The following is a 16208-nucleotide window of genomic DNA, read 5'->3' as shown; positions in this document are numbered from 1 at the left end:
GAGTACGCATGGCGATTGACGACCTGCTCGACGAGCACGAACAAAGCGAACGCGTCCGCACTTGGCTCAGGAAGAACGGCGCCGGCCTGATCGGCGGCATCGTCCTGGGCCTTGGCGCGATCATCGGCTGGCAGTGGTGGACCAAGCAGCGGTCCAACGATCTGGCCCAGGCCAATGCCCGCTACGAAGCGGTGCTCAAGAGCATCCAGGCCAATCAGCTGGACAAGGCGGCCAAGGACATGGCCGAACTGCAGCAGGGCTCGGCCAACATCTACGCCGAACTGGCGGCGCTGCGCCTGGCCAAGGCGCAGGTCGACGCGGGCAAGTCCGATGCCGCGCTGACCACGCTGCGCGGGCTCAAGGCCGACGGCGAAATGAAGGTGATGGTCGACCATCGCGTGGCGCGGTTGCTGATTTCCGGCGGCAAGCCGCAGGACGCGCTGTCGCTGGTGGCCTCGGCCACCGATTCGCAGGGCCTGGAGATTCGCGGCGATGCGCTGATCGCGCAGGGCAAGCGCGATGCGGCGCGCGATGCGTACGCCAAGGCGCTGACCAGCCTGGACGTGGCCTCGCCGCAGCGGCGCGTGGTCGAAACGAAATTGATGGATGCGGGCGGCAGCGTGCCGAATGCCGCGGAGCCGATCTGATGAAGGTAGTCATGTTCAAGCGTGTCGCCACCGTGGCCCTGCTGGGTCTGGCGCTGTCCGGCTGCAGCACCGTCAAGGGCTGGTTCGCGGGCAAGGATGCGGCCGCCAAGAAGGCCGCCGAGCCGGCCGAACTGGTCAAGTTCACCCCGTCGGTGAAGGTGGTGAAGCTGTGGTCCACCGACGCCGGCAAGGGCGAGCGCCTGATCGGCGTGCGCCAGCGCCCTGTGGTGGCCGACGGCAAGGTGTATGCGGCCGCGACCTCCGGCACGGTGTACGCGCTGGATCTGCAGACCGGCAAGACCATTTGGGAATACGACGCCAAGCAGGCGCGCAAGCAGCAGCTGTCGCAGGCCGAGGACCAGCCGAAGAGCCAGGTCGAGAGCGAGTCCGGCAAGAACCTGTCCAAGGATGAGCGTGCCGCCTACAAGCAGCGCCTGCGCAACGAAAAGCAGCAGGCCAAGGAACGCAAGCGGCTCGAGAAGAAGCGTCCGCTGCCGCGTTTCGCCGGCGGCCCCGGCGTGGGCGACGGCCTGGTGGTGGTCGGTGCGCTGGATGGCGCCGTGATCGCGCTCGATGCCGCCAACGGCACCGAGAAGTGGCGTGCCAAGGTGCCCAACGAAGTGATCGCCGCGCCGGTGATCGCGCAGAACATGGTGTTCGTGCGCAGCAATGATGGCCGCACCACGGCGTTCGATGCGGCCACCGGCCAGCAGCGCTGGTTCAATGCGCAGGAACTGCCGAGCCTGACCGTGCGCGGCAACGCGCCGGTGGTGGCGGGTCCGGGCGTGCTGTTCATCGGCAACGACGACGGCACCCTGGCCGCGCTGGCGATGCAGGACGGCCGCGTACTGTGGGAGCAGACCATCGGCGTGCCGGAAGGCCGCACCGAACTGGAGCGCATGGCCGACGTCGACGGCGCGCCGGTGCTCGACGGCACCACGCTGTATGCGACCAGTTTCAAGAACCAGACCGTGGCGCTGGAAGGCCCGAGCGGCCGCCCGCTGTGGAACCGCGATCATGGCGGCGCCGGCGGTGTCGGCGTGAGTTCCGGCAACGTGGTGGTGGCCGACAACGCCGGCACCGTGTGGGCGCTGGACAAGGCCTCCGGATCGGCGATGTGGTCGCAGCCGGGGCTGGCGCGCCGCTCGCTGACCGGCGTGGCGATCCAGGGCGATTACGCCGTGGTCGGCGACTACAAGGGCTATCTGCACTGGCTCCGGCTCGACAACGGCGAGTTCGCCGCGCGCGAGCGGGTCGGGCGCAAGCCGCTGGTGGCGCAGCCGGTGGTCGCGGACGGAATCCTGCTGATGCAGAACACGAAAGGCGACCTGACCGCGTTCCGGTTGGGTCAATAACAAGAGAAGGATGTCGCGATGCTGCCGCTGGTCGCCCTGGTTGGACGGCCGAATGTCGGCAAGTCCACGCTGTTCAATGCGCTGACGCGCAGCCGTGACGCGCTGGTCCACGACCAGCCGGGCGTCACCCGCGATCGCCACTACGGGGTATGCCGGCTGCAGCCGGACACCCCGTTCGTGATCGTCGATACCGGCGGCATCTCCGGCGAAGAGGAAGGCCTGGCCGGTGCCACGGCCGAGCAGGCGCGCGCCGCCGCCGGCGAGGCGGACCTGATCCTGTTCGTGGTCGACGGACGCGAGGGATCGTCCGCGCTCGACGACGAGATCCTGGCCTGGCTGCGCAAGCTGGCGCGGCCGACCCTGCTGCTGATCAACAAGATCGACGGCACCGACGAGGACCAGGTGCGCGCCGAGTTCGCGCGCTACGGCCTCGGCGACGCCATCGCGGTCTCCGCCGCGCATCGCCACGGCATCGACGACCTGCTCGACGAGGTCCTGGAGCGGCTGCCGGAAGAGGGCGCCGGCGAAACCCTGGATACCGACCCGGCGCGCATGCGCATCGCCTTCGTCGGCCGCCCGAACGTCGGCAAGTCGACCCTGGTCAATCGCCTGCTGGGCGAGGAGCGCATGATCGCCTCCGAGGTGCCCGGCACCACCCGCGACTCGATCGCGGTGGACCTGGAGCGCGACGGCCGCCTGTACCGGCTGATCGACACCGCCGGCCTGCGTCGCCGCGGCCGCGTCGAGGAGGCGGTGGAGAAGTTCAGCGCGTTCAAGACCCTGCAGGCCATCGAACAGTGCCAGGTCGCGGTGCTGATGCTCGATGCCGGTGAAGGCGTGACCGACCAGGACGCGACCGTGCTCGGCGCGATCCTCGACGCCGGCCGCGCCCTGGTCGTGGCGATCAACAAGTGGGACGGGCAGAGCGACTACCAGCGCGCCCAGGCCGAAGACCTGCTGTCGCGCAAGCTCGGCTTTGTCAGCTGGGCCGAGGCGGTGCGCATCTCCGCCAAGCATGGCTCGGGCCTGCGCGAGCTGTTCCAGGCGATCCATCGCGCGCACGCCTCGGCGGTGCGCGAGTTCAGCACCAGCGAGGTCAACCAGGCGCTGGAAATCGCCTACGAGAGCAATCCGCCGCCGAGCATCCGCGGCCACGTCTCCAAGCTGCGCTATGTGCATCCGGGCGGCAGCAATCCGCCGACCTTCATCGTCCACGGCACGCGCCTGAAGGTGCTGCCGGAGTCGTACAAGCGCTACCTGGAGAACTTCTTCCGCAAGCGCTTCAAATTGGTCGGCACGCCGGTGCGCTTCATGTTCCGCGAAGGCGCCAATCCGTATGAAGGCAAGAAGAACGTGCTGACCGAGCGCCAGATCGCCAAGAAGCGGCGCCTGATGAAGCACGTCCGCGGCAAGTAGCCGCACGATGGACACGCGGCGCGCGATCACCCTCGGCATTCTCGCCGGCGGCCGCGCGCAACGACTGGGCGGGTGCGACAAGGCCTGGCTGCAGCGCGATGGACAAGCGCAGGTGCAATGGCTGGTGCAGACATTGGCGCCACGGGTGGCCGCGGTGCTGGTCAGCGCCAATCGCAGTTCGCCGCGCTATGCCGCCATCGGCCTGCAGGCAGTCCCGGACCGTGTCGCGGCGCCGTCCGACGCCGAGCGTTCGCTGGGGCCGATCGCCGGATTGGATGCACTCGCCGCCCACTGCGGTACACCGTGGCTGCTGACCGTGCCGGTCGACCTGTGGCGGTTGCCCTCGGATCTGCCGGCCATGTTGGCCGCAGCCGCTGTGGATCGCGATGGTGCCTGGGTCGAGGATGCCGCCGGCGCGCAGCCGCTGGTGGCGCTGTACCGGGTTGACGCGTTGCGTCCGGCGCTGGAGGAGGCGCTGGCGGCGGGCCGTTATGCGCCGCGCGCCTTGCAGCAGCGCTTGCGGATGCGGCCGGTGGCGTTGCCGGAGATCGTGCTGGGCAATCTGAACACGCCGCAGGATCTGGCCGCAGCGGGTATCCTGCCGCCACCATGACCGACTATCCCTCCCGGATTGCCTACACCGACGCGCTGGCGATCGTCGCTGCCGCTGCGCGCGCCCGTCCCGTCAACAGCGAGCGCCTGGCGGCGTCGCGTGCCGATGGCCGCATCCTGCTCGAACCGCTCGATGCGCCGATCGACCTGCCGCCGTTCGACAACAGCGCGATGGACGGTTTCGCGTTGCGCCACGCCGACCTGAGCCCGGGGGCGCCGACCGACTTGCGCCTGGCCGGAGAGCAGTTCGCCGGCACCGATCGGCAACAGGCGCTCGCGCCCGGCGAGTGCCTGCGCGTGACCACCGGCGCGCCATTGCCGGCCGATGCGGATACGGTGGTGATCAAGGAGAACGTGCACGAGCGCGATGGTCTCGTGCAGGTGCCGGACGGGCTCGCCGCGGGCGCGCACGTGCGGTCGCGTGGCGAGGACGTGCGCGCCGGCGAGCGCGTGCTCGAGGCCGGCATGCTGCTGACGCCCTCGCGCATCGGCCTGGCTGCGGCCCTGGGCGTGGACCAGCTGACGGTGGCGGCACGGCCGACCGTGGCGGTGTTCGCCACCGGCGACGAACTGGTCGAGCCGGGTATGCCGTTGCAGCCAGGGCAGATCTACAACAGCAACCGCGACATGCTGATGGCGCAGCTGCGCCTGCTCGGGCTGTCGCCGACCGCCTGGCCGACCCTGCCGGACGATCCGCAGCGCATCCAGGCCATGCTCGCCGATGCGGCCTCGGCGTTCGACGTGGTGCTGACTTGCGGTGGCGTCTCGGCCGGCGAGAAGGACTACCTGCCGCGTCTGTTGGTCGAGCACGGCCGCATCCTGTTCTGGAAGGTGCGCATGCGCCCGGGCATGCCGCTGCTGTTCGGCGAGTGGGATCGCGCCCTGTTCCTGGGCTTGCCTGGGAACCCGGTGTCGGTGCTGGCCACCTTCATGGCGATCGGGCGGCCGTTGCTGGATGCGTTGCAGCGGCGCAGCGAACCGCACCGGGCCTGGCGTGCGCGACTGGCGGCTGGCTGGGACAAGCGCCACGACCGGCTGGAGTTCCTGCGCGGACGCATGCGCTGCGACGCGCACGGCCAGTTGTGGGTGGAACCGAATCCCGCTGACGGCTCGCACCGCCTGCGCGGCGCCGCCGACAGCGACGTGCTGCTGCGGCTGGAGGAGGGTGCACGCCAGTTCCAGGCCGGTGACGTGGTCGAGGTGGTGCCGTATTGAGGGCACCCCCAAGCACCTGCATTCGCCACCATCAAGCTGGATGCAGGCCGCCTTTGGAACGGCGCCAGCCGGGACGGGCGTCACCGGTCGGGCATGGCCGCGGCTGGCGCCGCTCCCACGGGAGGCTTCCGTCGCTGTTGGAGCACCCTTGCGCCGCGCCGTCGACGGCGGACGCGGGCCCGGTTTGCGCCGATAATGCGCGCATGGGCATTCGAGAACTCACCCCTGCACAGGCGCAGGCGCGGCAGGCGCAGGGCGCGCGGCTGATCGACATCCGCGAGGAGCACGAGCGTGCCACCGGCATGGCCGCCGGCGCGCAGGGCGTGGCCCGCGCGCAGTTGCAGGCCGACCCGGCCGCCTATCTCGGCGCCGACACCGAGGTGCTGCTGATTTGCCAGAGCGGCAAGCGCTCGCACGATACCGCGGTGTTCCTGGAGCAGGCCGGCTATCCGCAAGTCGCATCGGTGCTGGGCGGCACCACGCGCTGGCAGCGCGAGGGTTTGCCGCTGCAGCGACCGGCGCTGGAACCGGAGCAGGAAGACTTCTTCGACCGCTATTCGCGGCACCTTCGCCTGCCCGAGGTCGGGATCGAAGGCCAGCGCAGATTGCAGGCCGCGCGCGTGTTGCTGGTCGGCGCCGGCGGCCTGGGCTCGCCGGCCGGTTTCTACCTGGCGGCGGCCGGGGTGGGGCAGTTGCGCATCGCCGACGACGACGTGGTCGAGCGCAGCAACCTGCAGCGGCAGATCCTGCACGGCGACGCGCGGATCGGCCAGGCCAAGGTGGACTCGGCTGCGGCGAGCCTGGGGGCGCTGAATCCGGGGGTGCGGGTCGAAGCGATCCGTGAGCGGGTCACCGCGGACAATGTCGAGCGGCTGCTGCAGGACGTGGACGTGGTGCTGGACGGCTCGGACAACTTCCCTGCGCGCTATCTGCTCAACGACGCCTGCGTGAAGCTGGGCAAGCCACTCGTGTACGGCGCTGTGCAGCGCTTCGAGGGCCAGGTCAGCGTGTTCGACGCCGGCCGCCGGCGCGGGCAGGCGCCGTGCTACCGCTGCCTGTTCCCGGAACCGCCGCCGCCGGAGTTCGCACCGAACTGCGCCGATGCCGGCGTGCTCGGGGTGCTGCCCGGCATCGTCGGGCTGCTACAGGCCAACGAGGTGCTGAAGCTGTTGCTGGAGATCGGCGAACCGCTGCGCGGCCGGCTGCTGCACTTCGACGCACTGGCGATGCGCTTCCGCGAAACCCGCCTGTCCGCCGATCCGCAGTGCCCGCTGTGCGCGCCGGACCGGCCATTTCCCGGGTACATCGACTACGCGCAGTTTTGTGGCGCTGAGCGTTAGCTGCTATTAGGCGTCGTTGTTTGCAGCGGCGCGCGTACCCTCATCCGTCCCTTCGGGACACCTTCTCCCGATGGGAGAAGGGAAGCGGGGTCTCGATGGGTGAAGTAGCGTCGCGCACGCTCAAGCCCCTCTCCCTCCGGGAGAGGGGTTGGGGTGAGGGTACGGCGCGAAGCGTCTCGCGCTGTTTGGCTGCACTAGCTCGTCGATGGCGCAGCGGCGCCCGTACCCTCATCCGCCCCTGCGGGGCACCTTCTCCCGGTGGGAGAAGGGAGGTGTGGTCTCGATGGCTCACGCGAGTCGTGCATGCTCAAGCCCCTCTCCCTGCGGGAGAGGGGTTGGGGTGAGGGTAGGGCGCGAAGCGCTTCGCGATGCCTGGCTGCGTCGGCCGTTGTTGTTCACAGCGGCGCTCGTACCCTCATCCGCCCCTTCGGGGCACCTTCTCCCGATGGGAGAAGGGAGGCGAGGCTGCGCGCTGATCGCACACGATCGATGCCGTCCAACATGCGATCGCGTGCGTGTCGCACGAGAGGCGCGTTGCGCGCAGCACGCAGTGCGCCGCGTCTCACCTCGCATTCCGCTCCATAGGGATGTCCGGACCTTGTGCGTAGAATCGGCGCATGACCAGTCCAGCCGACAGCAGCGAATTGATCAAGGTGGTGGCGCTGCTCGGCGCCGCGGTGGTGGCGGTGCCGGTGTTCCGCCGGCTCGGCCTGGGGTCGGTGCTCGGTTATCTCGCCGCCGGCTTGGCGATCGGGCCGTTCGGCCTGGGTTGGTTCTCCGATCCGCAGGCGATCCTGCACGTCGCCGAACTGGGCGTGGTCATGTTCCTGTTCGTGATCGGCCTGGAAATGCGGCCTTCGCATCTGTGGAGCCTGCGCAAGCAGATTTTCGGCCTGGGCACCGCGCAGATCATCGTCTGCGCCAGCGTGCTGACCGGCGTCGGCCTGGCCTTCGGTTTCCCGCTCCCGGTGGCCTTCATCGCCGCCTCGGGCTTCGTGCTGACCTCCACTGCGGTGGTGATGCAGTTGCTCGGCGAACGCGGCGACATCGCCCTGCCGGCCGGGCAGAAGATCGTGGCGATCCTGCTATTCGAGGACCTGTTGATCGTGCCGCTGCTGGCGGTGGTGGCATGGATGGCGCCGGTGCCCGCGGATGCCTCGGCGCCGTCGCGCTGGGTCGGCATCGGTGTTGGTGCCGCGGCGATCGTCGGCCTGCTGGCGGCCGGACGCTGGCTGCTCAATCCGCTGTTCCGGCTGTTGGCCGCGGCCAAGGCGCGCGAGGTGATGACCGCGGCCGCCCTGCTGGTGGTGCTGGGCGCGGCGCTGCTGATGCAGCTCGGCGGGCTGTCGATGGCGATGGGCGCGTTCCTGGCCGGCGTGCTGCTGTCCGAATCGACCTTCCGTCACCAGATCGAAGCCGACATCGAGCCGTTCCGCGGCATCCTGCTGGGGTTGTTCTTCCTCGGTGTCGGCATGGCGCTGAACCTGGCGGTGGTGGCGGCCAATTGGACCCTGATCCTCAGCGGCGTGCTCGCCTTCATGGCGGCCAAGGCCGCGTGCATCTACTTGGTCGCGCGGCTCACCGGCAGCGGCCATGCGCAGGCGCTGGATCGCGGTGTGCTGATGGCGCAGGGCGGCGAGTTCGCCTTCGTGCTGTTCGCCGCCGCCAGCGGCGCCGGTGTCATCGACGCGCAGATCAACGCCAACCTGACCGCCATCGTGGTGCTGTCGATGGCGCTGACGCCGCTGTTCGTCCTGCTGTACCGGCGCTGGGCGCCGGTGGAGGCGCCGTCGATGGACGGCGTGGATGCGGCCGACGGCCTCACCGGCAGCGTGCTGATCATCGGCTTCGGGCGCTTCGGCCAGGTCGCAAGCCAGTCGCTGCTGGCGCGCGACGTGGACGTGACCATCATCGACAACGACATCGAGATGATCCAGAGCGCGGCCAAGTTCGGCTTCAAGATCTACTATGGCGACGGCACGCGTCTGGATGTGCTGCACGCCTCCGGCGCGCACAGCGCCCGCGCCATCGCGGTGTGCGTGGACAACCGCGAGGCGGCCAACCGCATCGTCGAGCTGGCCACCACCGAGTTCCCGCAGGCCAAGCTGCTGGTGCGCTCCTACGACCGCGAACACGCGCTGGAGCTGATCGCCGCCGGCGTCGACTACCACATTCGCGAGACCTTCGAATCGGCGGTGGAATTCGGCCAGGCCGCGCTGATCGAGCTGGGCATGGACGAGAGCGAGGCGCGTTCCATCGCCCGCGAGATCCGCCGCCGCGATGCCGAGCGGCTCGAACTGGAGATCGCCGCCGGCGACGTGCGTGCTGGCAGGGGCCTGATGTACGGCAACATCACCCCAGTGGTGCCGACCCCGACGCCGTTCACGCCGCCGCGGCGCGAAAGCCGTACGCTGAACCCGGAAGGCGTGCCGGTGGCGGAGCCAGCGCAGGAGCGTGACGGCACATAGCCGCAATGGTTGGCGGGGAGTTGTAGGAGCGGCTTTAGCCGCGACAGACCTTCCTGGGAATGCCCGGTCGCGGCTAAAGCCGCTCCTACGACAGGGGCCCAGCTTCAGCGAAAGAACGCCTGCAACGCCTGCACGTAGCCCAGGATCGTCGCTGATCTCGTTTGATCGAGCCAGCGCAGCAACGTGACGGAACGTAACCACAATCGAATCGTTGGCGGGGAGTTGTAGGAGCGGCTTTAGCCGCGACGTACCTTCCTGGGAACGCCTGGTCGCGGCTAAAGCCGCTCCTACGACAGGGGCCCAGCCTCAGCGCAGGAACGCCTGCAGCGCCCGCACGTAGCCCGGATCGTCGCTGATGTCGTTGTGGTCGGCCTGTGCGAAGGCGACCACGGTCGGATGCTGTGGCAGGGCCTTGAGCAGGGCATCGGTGCTGGCCGGTGGCACCACCTGATCGCGACCGGCGCGCAGGATCAGCAGTGGGCCGCGATAGGCGCGCAAGGCGCGCGCCGAGTCGTAGCGATCGCGCAGCAACCAGCGTACCGGCGCCCACGGGTAGTGCGCCTGCGCCGCCGACACCAGGCTGTCGAACGGTGTGACCAGCACCAGCCGCGCCACCGCGCGGCGCGCCGCCAGTTGGCTGGCCACGCCGCTGCCCAGGCTGCGTCCCAGCACCGCGATCTGTGCCTGTGGTTGCGCGGCGCGGACGTGGTCGTACAGCGCCACCGCATCGCCGACCAGGGCGTTCTCGCTGGGCTTGCCGCCGCTGGCGCCGTAACCGCGGTAGGCGAGCAGGTAGAGGCTGTGGTCGGGCAGGGCAGCCTGCAACTGCGCGCGTGCGACACGCAGATCCTCGGCATTGCCGCCGAAGTACAGCAGCACCTTGTCGCGACCGGGAGTGACCCGCCAACCGCGCAGCTCCACGTCCGCGTCGCGCCGCAGCGCGAAATCGGTCTGCGCCGGTGCCACCCGCGTGCCCTGCGGGAAATACAGCAGGTCGCGCTGGCCCAGGTAGAGCAGGGCGCAGACCACCAGGTAGGCGGCGACGAGAATGGCCGCCGCGATCGCGGTGTAACGCAGCATTGCTAGCCGTGCTTGCGCTGCGCCTCGGCGAAGGCGGCCAGTTGCGCCGGGGTGGCCTCGGCCTGGTGCTGCGCCTTCCATTCGGCGAACGGCATGCCGTAGACGCGCTCGCGTGCCTGCTCCTTGCTCAGGTCCTCGCCCTCGGCGGCCGCCGCTTCGCGGTACCAGTCGGCCAGGCAGTTGCGGCAGAACCCGGCCAGGATCATCAGGTCGATGTTCTGCACGTCGGGGCGGTCCTGGTTGAGGTGCTGCAGCAGGCGGCGGAAGGCGGCGGCCTCGATGCGGGTGGTGTCGGTCATGGCGGAATCGGGGACAATGGACATCCCCCGACTCTACACCCGCCTGCCCCGATGACCGATTCCGCGCCCGTCTCCTCCGTCCCGGCCCGCATCCTCGACGGGCGGCGCATCGCCGAAGAGCTGCTCGACGAGCTGAAGGCGCGGGTCGACGCGCGGCTGGCGGCCGGGCAGCCGCGGCCCGGATTGGCGGTGGTGCTGGTGGGCGGCGACCCGGCTTCGGCGGTGTACGTGCGCAACAAGCGCCGCGCGGCCGAGAAAGTGGGCATCGAGGCGTTCGACTACGACCTGCCCGCCGGCACCAGCGAAGCAGAGCTGCTGGCGCTGATCGACCGGCTCAATGCCGACCCCAAGATCCACGGCATCCTGGTGCAGCTGCCGCTGCCGGGCATCCCCGATGCCAGCCGGCTGATCCACCGCATCGATCCGCGCAAGGACGTGGACGGCTTCCATCCGGAGAACGTCGGCCACCTGGCGCTGCGCGAGTTCGGCCTGCGCCCGTGCACGCCGCGCGGCATCGTCACCCTGCTGGCGCACACCGACCAGCCGGTGCGCGGGCGCAACGCCACCATCGTCGGCGTCAGCAACCATGTCGGCCGGCCGATGGCGCTGGAACTGCTGATCGCCGGCTGCACGGTCAGTTGCTGCCACAAGTTCACCCCGCCGGAGGTGCTGCAGGCGCGGGTGCGCGACGCCGACATCCTGGTGGTGGCGGTGGGCCGGCCGGGGCTGATCCCGGGCGAGTGGGTCAAGCCCGGCGCGGTGGTGATCGACGTCGGCATCAACCGCCTGGACGACGGCCGCCTGGTCGGCGACGTCGGCTTCGACGCGGCGGCGCAGCGCGCCAGCTGGATTACGCCGGTACCGGGCGGGGTCGGGCCGATGACCGTGGCCACGCTGATGCAGAACACGATCGAGGCCGCTGAGGCGGCGGGGAGTCGGGATTCGGGATTGGGGATGCGTTGAGGGCTGCGCGGGATTGGGGCTGTGGGATTCGGGATTCGTTAAAGCAACAGCGGAAGCGCATGCACGTCTATCCGTTCCAGCATCGGCCTGCTGAAAGCCAGGAAAACGCCCGGCCGCGCGGGGCGCCGCTTTAGCGAATCCCCAATCCCGACTCCCCAATCCCCGCCCCAATGCGTTAAAATGCCGCGCTTCCCCACACTCGGGTCCGCCGATGCTGCGCATCCAGGCTGAAGCTCTCACCTACGACGACGTCTCGCTCGTCCCCGCCCATTCGATCGTCCTGCCCAAGGACGTCAGCCTGGAAACCCGGCTGACCCGCGACCTGCGCCTGAAACTGCCGATCCTGTCGGCCGCGATGGACACGGTCACCGAGCACCGCCTGGCGGTGGCCATGGCCCAGCTCGGCGGCATCGGCATCATCCACAAGAACCTGACCCCGGCGCAGCAGGCGGCCGAAGTGGCGAAGGTCAAGAAGTTCGAGGCCGGTGTCATCACCGAGCCGTTCACGGTCGGTCCGGAGACTACCATCGGCGAGGTGCTCAAACTCACCCGTGCCCGCAACATTTCCGGCGTGCCGGTGGTGGACGGCAGCGAGCTGGTCGGCATCGTCACCAGCCGCGACATGCGCTTCGAGAAGAAGCTCGACGATCCGGTCCGCCACATCATGACCAAGAAGGATCGCCTGGTCACCGTGCGCGAAGGCGCCAGCGACGAGGAAGTGCTGCAGTTGCTGCACCGCCACCGCATCGAGAAGATCCTGGTGGTCAACGACGGCTTCGAGCTGCGCGGGCTGATCACGGTCAAGGACATCCAGAAGAAGACCGACAACCCCAACGCCGCCAAGGACGCCGCCACGCGGCTGCTGGTCGGCGCCGCGGTGGGCGTCGGCGGCGATACCGAGCAGCGCATCGAGCTGCTGGCCGCGGCCGGTGTGGACGTGGTCATCGTCGACACCGCGCACGGTCATTCGCAGGGCGTCATCGACCGCGTGGCCTGGGTCAAGAAGACCTACCCGCAGTTGCAGGTGATCGGCGGCAACATCGTCACCGGCGACGCCGCGCTGGCGCTGATGGACGCCGGCGCCGACGCGGTCAAGGTCGGCGTGGGTCCGGGCTCGATCTGCACCACGCGCGTGGTCGCCGGCGTCGGCGTGCCGCAGATCACCGCGATCGACATGGTCGCCGAGGCCCTGCAGGACCGCATCCCGCTGATCGCCGACGGCGGCATCCGCTACTCCGGCGACATCGGCAAGGCGCTGGTCGCCGGCGCCTCCACGGTGATGGTCGGCGGGCTGTTTGCTGGCACCGAGGAAGCCCCGGGCGAGGTCGAACTGTTCCAGGGCCGCAGCTACAAGAGCTACCGCGGCATGGGCAGCCTGGGCGCGATGGAGAAGGGCAGCAAGGACCGCTACTTCCAGGACGCCTCCGACGCCGACAAGCTGGTGCCGGAAGGCATCGAAGGCCGCGTGCCGTATCGCGGCCCGCTCAGCGGCATCATCCACCAGTTGATCGGCGGCCTGCGCGCGACCATGGGCTACGTGGGCTGCGCCACCATCGAAGAGATGCGTACCAAGCCGAAGTTCGTCACCATCACCGGTGCCGGCCAGCGCGAAAGCCACGTCCACGACGTGCAGATCACCAAGGAACCGCCGAACTACAGGATGGGCTGACGCCCATCCGGGAATGGGGAATCGGGAGTCGGGAATCGATGAACCAGCGTCTGCACCGCTTTGCCCATTCCCGATTCCCCGTTCCCGATTCCCGGCCCCAATGACCAACATCCACAGCGACAAGATCCTCATCCTCGATTTCGGTGCGCAGTACACGCAGTTGATCGCGCGGCGCATTCGCGAACTGGGCGTGTATTGCGAGATCTGGGCGTGGGACCACGATCCGGCCGAGATCGCCGGCTTCGGCGCGAAAGGCATCATCCTCTCCGGTGGCCCGGAATCGACAACGCTGCCGGGGGCGCCGGTCGCGCCGCAGGAGGTGTTCGACAGCGGCCTGCCGATCTTCGGCATCTGCTACGGCATGCAGACCCTGGCCGCGCAGCTCGGTGGCGCCACCGAAGCGGCGGACCAGCGCGAGTTCGGCCATGCCGAGGTCGAGGTGGTCGCTGCCGATGCGCTGTTCTCCGGATTGACCGATCACGCAGGCGCATCGCGTTTGAACGTGTGGATGAGCCACGGCGACCACGTGTCGCAGGTGCCGCCGGGCTTCACCATCACCGCCGTCACCGACCGCATCCCGGTCGCGGCCATGGCCAACGAGGCCAAGCGCTGGTACGGCGTGCAGTTCCATCCGGAAGTCACCCACACCCTGCAGGGCCAGACCCTGCTGCGCCGCTTCGTGGTCGACGTGTGCGGCTGCGCCACGCTGTGGACCGCGGCCAACATCATCGACGACCAGATCGCCCGCGTGCGCGCGCAGGTCGGCGACGACGAAGTGATCCTCGGCCTGTCCGGCGGCGTGGATTCGTCGGTGGTCGCCGCGCTGCTGCACAAGGCGATCGGCGACAAGCTGACCTGCGTGTTCGTCGACACCGGCCTGCTGCGCTGGCAGGAAGGCGACCAGGTGATGGCGATGTTCGCCGAGCACATGGGCGTCAAGGTGATCCGGGTCAACGCCGCCGACCGATACTTCCAGGCGCTGGCCGGCGTCAGCGACCCGGAAGCCAAGCGCAAGATCATCGGCAACCTGTTCGTGGAGATCTTCGACGAGGAGTCGAACAAGCTCCGCAACGCCAAGTGGCTGGCGCAGGGCACCATCTACCCGGACGTGATCGAGTCGGCCGGCAGCAAGACCGGCAAGGCCCACGTCATCAAGAGCCACCACAACGTCGGCGGCCTGCCCGAGCACATGAAGCTGGGCCTGGTCGAACCGCTGCGCGAACTGTTCAAGGACGAAGTGCGGCGCCTGGGCGTCGAACTCGGCCTGCCGCGCAGCATGGTCTACCGCCATCCGTTCCCCGGCCCCGGCCTGGGCGTGCGCATCCTCGGCGAAGTGAAGCGCGAGTACGCCGAACTGCTGGCCAAGGCCGACGCGATCTTCATCGACGAACTGCGCAAGGCCGACCTGTACGACAAGACCAGCCAGGCCTTCGCCGTGTTCCTGCCGGTGAAGTCGGTCGGCGTGGTCGGCGACGCCCGCGCCTACGAATGGGTGATCGCGCTGCGCGCGGTGGAGACCATCGACTTCATGACTGCGCACTGGGCGCACCTGCCGTACGACTTCCTCGGCACCGTGAGCAATCGCATCATCAACGAATTGCGGGGTGTTTCGCGGGTGGTGTACGACATCTCCGGGAAGCCGCCGGCGACGATCGAATGGGAGTGAGATGACCTCCTTCGTGGGCGGCGCTGGCTGATCGGCGCGACCCGGAAGCAGGCTTGGCACTGCGGTCGTGTTCCGGCTCGCCTTCCAGAATCTCATCCAGCAGGTCGCTGTCCGTCAGCTCGGGATGTCGTAGCTCCAGCGCCTGATACGGCGTGCCTTTCTCCCGAAGAACCTCCCGCTCCGTCAGCCTCGATGCGGCGATCAGTTCCACAAGTCGCTGCCGGCTTGGAGGCGTCGTGAGGTTTCGACGACCTGTGGTGTGCTCCCGCGTGGCGGATCAGGGCGAGGTGTTGCGCGAGGTGCCGCATTCCGGGTTGTGGCAGATCACGGCCTTCATGGCGCGGTCTCTGTCGCCTGGGTGGCTTCGATCGCCCCTGCGGCCGCCGCCAGTGCAGCGGCGGCCTGCGTGTCCTTGCGCTCGCTGTAGCGGTCGACCAGGTAGTCGCTGCGGCCGCGCACCAGATAGGTGAACTTCACCAGTTCCTCCATGACGTCCACCACCCGGTCGTAGTACGCCGATGGTTTCATGCGGCCATTGGCGTCGAACTCCTGCCAGGCCTTCGGCACCGACGACTGATTCGGGATGGTCACCATCCGCATCCAGCGCCCAAGCATGCGCAGCGCGTTGACCACGTTGAAGGACTGCGATCCGCCGCAGACCTGCATCACCGCGAGCGTGCGTCCCTGCGTCGGTCGGACGCTGCCTTCCTGCAGGGGCAGCCAGTCGATCTGGTTCTTGAAGACCGACGACACCGCGCCGTGACGTTCGGGGCTCACCCAGACCTGGCCTTCCGACCACAGCGAAGCGGCGCGCAGTTCCTGCACCTTCGGATGGTCCGGGCCGACGGCATCGACCATGGGCAGGTCGTGCGGATCGAAGACGCGGGTCTCGGCGCCGAAGTAGTCGAGCAGGCGTTGCGCTTCCAGTGCCAGCTTTCGGCTGTAGGACTCCGGGCGCAGCGATCCATACAGGATCAGGATGCGCGGCTTGTGCTCGGCATCGCCGGCGGCCAGGCGCACGCGATCCGCTGCGGGCGCAAGCGTTGGGTCAAGATTGGGAAGGTCCATGATCGATTGCCCGGGTTCATTAATTCAATTATTCTAAAATAATGGAACATTTGACCGCAACCAAGGCCTTGTCGGCATTGGGCCACGAGACCCGCCTGGCCATCTTCCGGCTGCTCGTCCAGGCCGGACCGGCGGGCAAGCTGGCGGGCGAGATCGCCAGCGCGCTGACCCTGCCGGGGCCGACCCTGTCCTTCCACCTGAAGGAGCTGGCTGCTGTCGGAATGATCCGCGCCGAGCAAAGGGGCAGGACGGTCTGCTATCGCGCCGAGTTCGACACGATGACGCGCCTGCTCGATTACCTGACCGAGAACTGCTGCGGCGGCGACGTGCGTTGCGGAGAGGGGCGGACTTGCTGACGCTTGGCATTTGATGCGGAATGGCTGCGACATGAGCGTGGGCACGGCTCATGT

The 16208-nt window shown here is 68.8% G+C and carries 14 protein-coding genes; 11 read left to right on the top strand and 3 right to left on the bottom strand.

What is annotated here, in order from left to right; translation table 11 throughout:
- Positions 1-8 precede the first annotated feature (8 nt).
- From AC1PLR_RS11055 to AC1PLR_RS11025, 7 genes are all read left to right on the top strand, one after another.
- Positions 9-647: a YfgM family protein gene (locus tag AC1PLR_RS11055; RefSeq protein WP_481101009.1), complete on the top strand. Its 639-nt coding sequence runs from the start codon at positions 9-11 to the stop codon at positions 645-647.
- Positions 647-2002, top strand: coding sequence for an outer membrane protein assembly factor BamB (gene bamB / locus AC1PLR_RS11050; protein WP_010342904.1), 1356 nt, complete (start codon positions 647-649; stop codon positions 2000-2002). The genes AC1PLR_RS11055 and bamB overlap by 1 nt, the downstream gene beginning before the upstream one ends.
- Positions 2003-2020: 18 nt before the next feature.
- Positions 2021-3418 (top strand): ribosome biogenesis GTPase Der, encoded by a 1398-nt coding sequence (der, locus tag AC1PLR_RS11045; RefSeq protein ID WP_017913737.1) that lies wholly within the window; start codon positions 2021-2023, stop codon positions 3416-3418.
- 7 nt (positions 3419-3425) lie between these two features.
- Positions 3426-4031 carry a molybdenum cofactor guanylyltransferase gene (mobA, locus tag AC1PLR_RS11040; protein WP_481101008.1) on the top strand — a complete coding sequence of 202 codons (606 nt, stop codon included), beginning with the start codon at positions 3426-3428 and terminating at the stop codon, positions 4029-4031.
- Positions 4028-5245 carry a molybdopterin molybdotransferase MoeA gene (locus AC1PLR_RS11035; protein ID WP_481101007.1) on the top strand — a complete coding sequence of 406 codons (1218 nt, stop codon included), beginning with the start codon at positions 4028-4030 and terminating at the stop codon, positions 5243-5245. Before mobA ends, AC1PLR_RS11035 begins: the two co-directional genes overlap by 4 nt.
- A 203-nt stretch (positions 5246-5448) precedes the next feature.
- Positions 5449-6585 (top strand): molybdopterin-synthase adenylyltransferase MoeB, encoded by a 1137-nt coding sequence (gene moeB, locus AC1PLR_RS11030; RefSeq protein WP_481101006.1) that lies wholly within the window; start codon positions 5449-5451, stop codon positions 6583-6585.
- 617 nt (positions 6586-7202) lie between these two features.
- Positions 7203-9053, top strand: a complete 1851-nt coding sequence (locus AC1PLR_RS11025; RefSeq protein WP_481101005.1) for a monovalent cation:proton antiporter-2 (CPA2) family protein — start codon at positions 7203-7205, stop codon at positions 9051-9053.
- 306 nt (positions 9054-9359) lie between these two features.
- Here AC1PLR_RS11025 and AC1PLR_RS11020 read toward each other — a convergent pair whose 3' ends face one another.
- Both AC1PLR_RS11020 and AC1PLR_RS11015 read right to left on the bottom strand, forming a co-directional pair.
- Positions 9360-10133: an alpha/beta hydrolase gene (locus AC1PLR_RS11020; protein WP_481101004.1), complete on the bottom strand. Its 774-nt coding sequence runs from the start codon at positions 10131-10133 to the stop codon at positions 9360-9362.
- Positions 10134-10135: 2 nt separating this feature from the next.
- On the bottom strand, positions 10136-10432 hold the full coding sequence (locus AC1PLR_RS11015) for a DUF1244 domain-containing protein (RefSeq protein ID WP_481101003.1): 297 nt from the start codon (positions 10430-10432) through the stop codon (positions 10136-10138).
- A 51-nt stretch (positions 10433-10483) separates the two neighbouring features.
- Between AC1PLR_RS11015 and folD the strand changes: the two genes are divergently transcribed.
- The 3 genes from folD (at position 10484) to guaA (ending at position 14730) form a co-directional block, all read left to right on the top strand.
- Positions 10484-11395, top strand: coding sequence for a bifunctional methylenetetrahydrofolate dehydrogenase/methenyltetrahydrofolate cyclohydrolase FolD (gene folD, locus AC1PLR_RS11010; protein ID WP_481101002.1), 912 nt, complete (start codon positions 10484-10486; stop codon positions 11393-11395).
- Between the two features lie 211 nt (positions 11396-11606).
- Positions 11607-13064, top strand: a complete 1458-nt coding sequence (gene guaB / locus AC1PLR_RS11005) for an IMP dehydrogenase (protein WP_010342915.1) — start codon at positions 11607-11609, stop codon at positions 13062-13064.
- Positions 13065-13164: 100 nt separating this feature from the next.
- Positions 13165-14730, top strand: a complete 1566-nt coding sequence (gene guaA, locus AC1PLR_RS11000) for a glutamine-hydrolyzing GMP synthase (protein ID WP_153750512.1) — start codon at positions 13165-13167, stop codon at positions 14728-14730.
- 333 nt (positions 14731-15063) lie between these two features.
- On the opposite strand, the gene arsH is transcribed toward guaA, so the two are convergent.
- The gene (gene arsH / locus AC1PLR_RS10995; protein WP_481101001.1) at positions 15064-15798 is read right to left on the bottom strand and encodes an arsenical resistance protein ArsH; all 735 of its coding nucleotides are present in this window, start codon (positions 15796-15798) and stop codon (positions 15064-15066) included.
- A 41-nt stretch (positions 15799-15839) separates the two neighbouring features.
- Here arsH and AC1PLR_RS10990 point away from each other — a divergent pair, with 41 nt between their 5' ends.
- Complete coding sequence (locus tag AC1PLR_RS10990) at positions 15840-16154, top strand: ArsR/SmtB family transcription factor (protein ID WP_148828992.1); 315 nt, start codon at positions 15840-15842, stop codon at positions 16152-16154.
- Positions 16155-16208 lie beyond the last annotated feature (54 nt).

The sequence above is a fragment of the Xanthomonas sp. NCPPB 3570 genome (genome assembly GCF_056725115.1).
This window is presented reverse-complemented; position numbering and strand designations above follow the sequence as displayed.

Coding starts and splice junctions, on each gene's coding strand:
- AC1PLR_RS11055 (WP_481101009.1), top strand. CDS start 9: ATGGCGATTGACGACCTGCTCGACGAGCACGAACAAAGCGAACGCGTC.
- bamB (WP_010342904.1), top strand. CDS start 647: ATGAAGGTAGTCATGTTCAAGCGTGTCGCCACCGTGGCCCTGCTGGGT.
- der (WP_017913737.1), top strand. CDS start 2,021: ATGCTGCCGCTGGTCGCCCTGGTTGGACGGCCGAATGTCGGCAAGTCC.
- mobA (WP_481101008.1), top strand. CDS start 3,426: ATGGACACGCGGCGCGCGATCACCCTCGGCATTCTCGCCGGCGGCCGC.
- AC1PLR_RS11035 (WP_481101007.1), top strand. CDS start 4,028: ATGACCGACTATCCCTCCCGGATTGCCTACACCGACGCGCTGGCGATC.
- moeB (WP_481101006.1), top strand. CDS start 5,449: ATGGGCATTCGAGAACTCACCCCTGCACAGGCGCAGGCGCGGCAGGCG.
- AC1PLR_RS11025 (WP_481101005.1), top strand. CDS start 7,203: ATGACCAGTCCAGCCGACAGCAGCGAATTGATCAAGGTGGTGGCGCTG.
- AC1PLR_RS11020 (WP_481101004.1), bottom strand. CDS start 10,133: ATGCTGCGTTACACCGCGATCGCGGCGGCCATTCTCGTCGCCGCCTAC.
- AC1PLR_RS11015 (WP_481101003.1), bottom strand. CDS start 10,432: ATGACCGACACCACCCGCATCGAGGCCGCCGCCTTCCGCCGCCTGCTG.
- folD (WP_481101002.1), top strand. CDS start 10,484: ATGACCGATTCCGCGCCCGTCTCCTCCGTCCCGGCCCGCATCCTCGAC.
- guaB (WP_010342915.1), top strand. CDS start 11,607: ATGCTGCGCATCCAGGCTGAAGCTCTCACCTACGACGACGTCTCGCTC.
- guaA (WP_153750512.1), top strand. CDS start 13,165: ATGACCAACATCCACAGCGACAAGATCCTCATCCTCGATTTCGGTGCG.
- arsH (WP_481101001.1), bottom strand. CDS start 15,798: ATGGACCTTCCCAATCTTGACCCAACGCTTGCGCCCGCAGCGGATCGC.
- AC1PLR_RS10990 (WP_148828992.1), top strand. CDS start 15,840: ATGGAACATTTGACCGCAACCAAGGCCTTGTCGGCATTGGGCCACGAG.